The 5,951-nt window shown below is 59.6% G+C and carries 4 protein-coding genes and 1 pseudogene; 3 read left to right on the top strand and 2 right to left on the bottom strand.

Annotated features, from left to right (window positions below):
* Positions 1 to 356: IS3 family transposase (locus AB5Y92_RS18870; protein WP_368227383.1), on the top strand; the 356-nt coding region annotated here is incomplete at its 5' end.
* A 17-nt stretch (positions 357 to 373) separates the two neighbouring features.
* A pseudogene (locus tag AB5Y92_RS18865) lies at positions 374 to 685 on the top strand (IS1 family transposase); the annotation flags it as partial.
* Between the two features lie 38 nt (positions 686 to 723).
* Here AB5Y92_RS18865 and AB5Y92_RS18860 read toward each other — a convergent pair.
* Complete coding sequence (locus AB5Y92_RS18860) at positions 724 to 3,873, bottom strand: efflux RND transporter permease subunit (protein ID WP_368227382.1); 3,150 nt, start codon at positions 3,871 to 3,873, stop codon at positions 724 to 726.
* A 17-nt stretch (positions 3,874 to 3,890) separates the two neighbouring features.
* Complete coding sequence (locus AB5Y92_RS18855) at positions 3,891 to 5,084, bottom strand: efflux RND transporter periplasmic adaptor subunit (protein WP_021231193.1); 1,194 nt, start codon at positions 5,082 to 5,084, stop codon at positions 3,891 to 3,893.
* 140 nt (positions 5,085 to 5,224) lie between these two features.
* On the opposite strand from AB5Y92_RS18855, the gene AB5Y92_RS18850 reads away from it, so the two are divergent.
* Positions 5,225 to 5,863, top strand: a complete 639-nt coding sequence (locus tag AB5Y92_RS18850) for a TetR family transcriptional regulator (RefSeq protein ID WP_368227381.1) — start codon at positions 5,225 to 5,227, stop codon at positions 5,861 to 5,863.
* The last annotated feature ends 88 nt before the right edge of the window (positions 5,864 to 5,951 follow it).

The raw sequence follows: 5,951 nt of genomic DNA, 5'->3' as shown, positions 1-5,951 counted from the left end.
CGTTACTGATGGCGGTGTGGCGACGGCGACCGGAGCAGGAAGTGCTGGTCCATTCCGACCAAGGGAGCCAGTTTAGCAGCTATGACTGGCAGGATTTTTTGCGGGATCATCGGCTTAAGGCCAGCATGAGCAGACGTGGCAATTGTCATGATAACGCGGTGGCGGAGAGTTTCTTCCAGCTCCTAAAACGCGAGCGGATCCGACGTAAAACCTATGCGGATCGCGAGGAAGCCCGGCAGGATGTGTTCGATTACATTGAAATGTTTTACAACCCCAAGCGCCGGCACAGTTTCAACAATGGGCTATCGCCAGTAGAGTGTGAAAAGCAATATTTCGAGCGGCTCGAAAGTGTCTAGAGAAGACGGGGCGATTCACCAAGAGAAAACGAGTCGTGGCATATACCTTTGGCCCACGCAACGATGAGACATGCCGCCGCTTGCTGAGCCTACTTTCTCCGTTCCAGATTGGTTTTATCACCAGCGATGACTGGGGGAATTACGCCAGAAAGGATCCGTGTAAGACCCTCCAGACCGGGAAGATATTCACCCAGCGTATCGAGCGTAACAACCTGACGCTCAGAACGCGCATTAAGCGATTGGCTCGCAAAACCATCTGTTTCTCTCGTTCCATTGAGCTCCACGAGAAAGTAATTGGTGCCTTTATCGAAAGGCACCATTTCAACTGATTGGAGGCCTTACCTAAATTAGCTAAACCTGCATGCCATCAGTCATGTTTTGACTCATGAGCATGGGTCAGACGCTCTTCTTTGCTGCTGTGTTTGGTGAAGTAGCGCATCACCAACACAAAGAAGAGCGGCACGAAGAAGATGGCCAGCACGGTGGCGCTGATCATCCCCCCCATCACGCCGGTACCGATGGCGTTACGGCTGCTGGCACCTGCGCCAGAGCTGATTACCAGCGGCAGCACCCCGAGGATAAAGGCAAGCGAGGTCATCAGGATCGGACGCAGACGCAGACGCGCCGCCTCCACCACGGCTTCACCCAACACCATCCCCTTGTCATAAAGCTCTTTGGCAAATTCTACGATCAAAATCGCGTTCTTCGCCGACAAGCCTATGGTGGTGAGCAGACCTACCTGGAAGTAGACGTCGTTCTCCAACCCGCGCAGGGTGGCAGCCACAATGGCCCCCAACACCCCGAGCGGCACCACCAGCATCACCGAGAACGGAATGCTCCAGCTCTCGTAGAGGGCCGCCAGACAGAGGAACACCACCAACAAGGAGATGGCGTAGAGCGCAGGTGCCTGTGAACCGGCCTGACGCTCCTGGAAGGAGAGCCCGGTCCACTCGATGCCCACCCCTTCCGGCAGCTGTTTCACCATCAGCTCGATGGCTGCCATCGCATCACCGGTACTCTTGCCGGGCGCCGCTTCACCGACGATCTCCATCGCCGGCACGCCGTTGTAACGTTCCAGACGCGGCGAGCCGAAGCTCCACTCGGTGCTGGCAAAGGCGGAGAAGGGCACCATCTGACCGACACTGTTGCGCACATACCAGAGTTTCAGATCTTCTGGGTTCATCCGGAAGGGGGCATCCGCCTGCATGTAGACCTTCTTGATCCGGCCACGGTCGACGAAGTCATTGACGTAGGACGAGCCCCAGGCGGTAGCCAGGGTGTTGTTGATATCGGCGATGGATAGCCCCTGCGCCAGTGCCTTCTCGTAGTCGATCTTGATATCGAGCTGCGGCGTATCTTCCATCCCGTTCGGACGCACCCGCACCAAAGTGGGATCCTGCGCCGCCATGCCGAGCAGCTGGTTACGCGCCGCCATCAGCTTATCGTGACCGATACCGCCGCGATCCTGCAGGAAGAAGTCAAAACCGGTCGCCGTACCCAGCTCCGGGATCGGAGGCAGGTTGAAGGCGAACACTTGCGCTTCCTTGATGCTGAACAGATAGCCCATGGCACGACCGATAATGGCATTGGCGCTGCGATCCGGGCTCTTGCGCTCGCTCCAGTCCTTGAGCTTGATAAAGGCCATACCCGCGTTCTGACCACTACCGGCGAAGCTGAAGCCCGATACGGTCAGTACGGAGTCAACGTTATCCTTCTCGTTTTTCAGGAAGTAGTCGCGCATGTCCGCCAGCACCACCTCGGTGCGCTGCTTGGTGGCCCCCACCGGCAGCTGCACCATGGACATGATGACCCCCTGATCCTCTTCCGGCAGGAAGGAGGTGGGCATTCGCATAAAGAGCACTGCCAGTACCGCCAGCATGGCACCGTAGATCAGGCTGTAGCGCACGCCCTGTTTGATCACCTTGCGCACGCCGCTCTGATAGCGGTTGGTACCGGCATCAAAGGCGCGGTTGAACCAGCCAAAGAAGCCTCGCTTGGCTCCAAATTCACCATGTTTCATCGGCTTGAGCAGGGTGGCACAGAGCGCCGGGGTCAGGATCAACGCCACCAGCACCGACAGCACCATGGCCGAGACGATGGTCAGCGAGAACTGGCGATAGATGGCACCGGTCGAGCCGCCGAAGAAGGCCATCGGCACGAACACGGCGGAGAGCACCAACGCGATCCCCACCAGCGCGCCGGTGATCTGGGTCATCGACTTGCGGGTCGCTTCCAGCGGGGAGAGATCCTCCTCGCTCATCAGCCGCTCCACGTTCTCCACCACCACGATGGCGTCATCCACCAGCAGGCCGATGGCCAGCACCATACCGAACATGGTGAGGGTGTTGATGGAGAAGCCGAACGCCGCCATCACCCCGAAGGTACCGAGCAGCACCACAGGCACCGCAATGGTCGGGATCAGGGTGGCGCGGAAGTTCTGCAGGAACAGATACATGACGCAGAACACCAAGAAGATCGCCTCGATCAGGGTCTGCACCACCTCCTCGATGGAGATCTTCACAAACGGCGTGGTGTCGTAGGGGTAGACGATCTCCATATTGGCCGGGAAGTAATCCGACAGCTCATTGAGCTTGGCACGCACCTTCTCGGCGGTATCCAGCGCGTTGGCGCCGGTCGCCAGCTTGATGGCGACCGCGGCGGTGGACTGGCCGTTGTAGAGCGCATCGGCGTCATAGCTTTCGCCCGCCAGCTCGACCCGGGCCACATCTTTCAGCCGTACCTTGGAGCCATCCTGATTCACCCGCAGCAGGATGTCGTTGAACTGCTCCACGGTAGAGAGCCGGGTCTGCCCCATGATGGTGGCGGTGAACTGCTGATCTTCCACCGATGGTGTGCCACCCAGCTTGCCGAACGCGACCTGGGCGTTCTGCGCCTTGATGGCCGCCTGCACATCCCCCGGGGTCATCTGCACCCGGTTAAGCTTGTTGGGATCGAGCCAGACCCGCATGGAATACTGGCTGCCGAACAAGGTGATGTCCCCTACCCCGTCCAGACGACTCAGGGGCTCCTTGATATTGGAGACCACATAATCCGCCAGGTCGTCGTTGTTCATACTGCCATCGCTGGAAATGAACGCCGCGACCATCAGGAAGCTGCTGGAGGTCTTCTGAACCCGGATCCCCTGCTGCTGAACCTCTTGTGGCAGCAGCGACATCGCCTGCTGCAGCTTGTTCTGCACCTGCACCTGGGCGATATCGGGATCGGTACCCGGCTGGAAGGTGAGGGTCACCGACACCCGACCCGCGGAGTCAGACTGGGAGGACATGTAGAGCAGGTGATCCAGCCCGGTCATGTTCTGTTCGATGATCTGGGTTACCGAGTCTTCCACCGTTTTGGCGGATGCGCCCGGATAGCTGGCAGAAATACCGACAGCAGGCGGCGCAATGCTCGGATACTGGGCGACCGGCAATTTGATGATGGCCAGGCTACCCGCCAGCATGATCACCAGCGCGATCACCCAGGCAAAAATGGGTCTGTCTATAAAAAATCGAGCCATGAAGCGACTACTCCATCCTACTTGTTGGCCGGGGTGTTGGACGCAGCTTGAGCAGACGGTGCATCAGCACCCTGCTCGGCGGGATTGACCACGGCGCCCGGTCGTACTTTCTGCAAGCCAGCCACGATCACCCGCTCGCCGGAGGTGAGCCCTGACTCCACCACCCAGTTGCTGCCGACGACACGGCTCAGTTGCACGTTGCGCAGCTCCACCTTGTTGTCAGCGGTCACCACCATCACGGTGGCTCCGCCGTTGGGGGTGCGAGTCACGGCAGTTTGCGGCACCAGCAGCCCTTGCGCCCGCTCACCCTCTTGCAGGGTGGCGCGCATAAACATGCCGGGCAGCAGCAGCTGGTGAGGGTTGGGCACAATCACCCGCAGGGTCACCATGCCGGAGGTCTCATCCACGGTCACATCGGAGAACTGCAGCGAGCCCTCTTCGCCATAAGTGGAGCCATCTTCCAGCTGGAAGGTCACCTTGGCCCCTTTCTGCTCGTCCTGGGTCAGCTTGCCCTCGGCGACCAGTCGCTTCAGGCGCAGCAGATCGGCGGTGGACTGACGCACATCCACATACATGGGATCGAGCTGCTGAATGGCGGTCAGGCTGTCAGCCTGCTGGGCGGTTACCAGTGCCCCCTCGGTCACCGCGGATTTACCGATGCGGCCGCTGATGGGGGCTGTGATGCGAGTGTAACCGAGATTGATCTCGGCAGTGCGCAAAGCTGCCTTGCTTGCCATGATCTCGGCCTTGGCCTGCTTCCAGCTCGCATCGGCGTCGTCATAGTCCTGACGGCTGATGGATTTGACCTTGAGCAGCTCCTGATAGCGCTGCGCCTTGAGACGGGCACTCTGCTCGTTAGCCTCGGCCTTGGCCAGATTGGCCTTGGCGCTGGCAACCGCCGCCTGATAGACAGCCGGATCGATCTGATAGAGCAGATCGCCCGCCTTCACATCGCTCCCCTCGGTAAAGAGGCGCTTGAGGATGATGCCGCTCACCTGCGGACGCACTTCGGCCACCCGCAACGGGGCGCTGCGGCCGGTCAACTCAGTGGTCAACATCAGCGGACCGCTCTGCAGGGTCACCACGTTGACCGCCGCGGGGGGCATGCCGCCCTGTCCCTGAGGTGCGCCCCCCTTGTCACCACAACCTGCCAGCAAGCCTGTAGCCAGCAAGGCAAGACCAACTGAACGAGCAAGAATATGTTTATGCATGAAACACCTGAGCCTTTGCCAGTCAATGAACAATCAGGGCCGCATGGGCCCTGTTGGTAAATAGTCGAAAGATGAGGCAATATACATACATTCATAAATGTATGTAAGTGACTTTTTGCTTGCATGAGGCACAAATTTCGATGGCCAGACGAACCAAAGAAGAGGCGCAGCAAACCCGCTGCCACATCATGAGCACGGCGCTGGATCTGTTCTGCTCCCAGGGCCTGGCCAAGACCAGCCTGACCGACATCGCCAAGGCGGCAGACCTGACCCGCGGGGCCATCTATTGGCACTTCAAGAACAAGGATGAACTCTTCATTTCGCTCTGGCAGGAGCTCTGCAGCCCCCTCGCCCACCAGCTCGATGCCTGCCTCAATCCAGATGAGCCGGATCCGCTGGGGCAACTGCGCCTCTTCTTCGAAGGGGTGCTCCACAGCTTCATTCACAATCCGGCCCAGCGGCAGATGTTCACCATACTGTTCAATCTCGAATCGCTGGAGGGGGAAGCCATCTCACTGCGCGAGCATATCCGCAGCCAGTCCGCCAACTTCTTTCGGGACCTGGAGACCACCCTGGCCAATGCGGTACGGCGGGGCCAACTGCCCGCCAACCTCAACCTGCAGCGCGCCGCCACCCTGCTCCACTGCACTCTGGATGGCTACATCATCAACTGGCTCCACTTTCCGGGGCGGATCGACCTGCAGGGCGAATCCGCCTTTATGATAGAGAGCATGTTCACCATGCTGGCCCAGCCCCACGGGCCTGCCTGCGTCCGCTAACCGGCTCCGGCAACTTCCTCACATCCAAATCGGGGCCTGACCGCGCGCTTTGGCAGTCAGGCCCCGATTTGTTACCCTGTGCGCCCCC

This window comes from Aeromonas sp. R1-1, assembly GCF_040908495.1.
Classification (GTDB): Bacteria; Pseudomonadota; Gammaproteobacteria; order Enterobacterales; family Aeromonadaceae; genus Aeromonas; species Aeromonas veronii.
Note: the sequence above shows the minus strand (reverse complement) of the source record. Positions and strands in the feature narration are given on the sequence as shown.

Bases quoted from the DNA above. Each gene is read 5' to 3' on its own strand.
- AB5Y92_RS18850 (WP_368227381.1), top strand. From the start codon at position 5,225: ATGGCCAGACGAACCAAAGAAGAGGCGCAGCAAACCCGCTGCCACATC.
- AB5Y92_RS18860 (WP_368227382.1), bottom strand. From the start codon at position 3,873: ATGGCTCGATTTTTTATAGACAGACCCATTTTTGCCTGGGTGATCGCG.
- AB5Y92_RS18855 (WP_021231193.1), bottom strand. From the start codon at position 5,084: ATGCATAAACATATTCTTGCTCGTTCAGTTGGTCTTGCCTTGCTGGCT.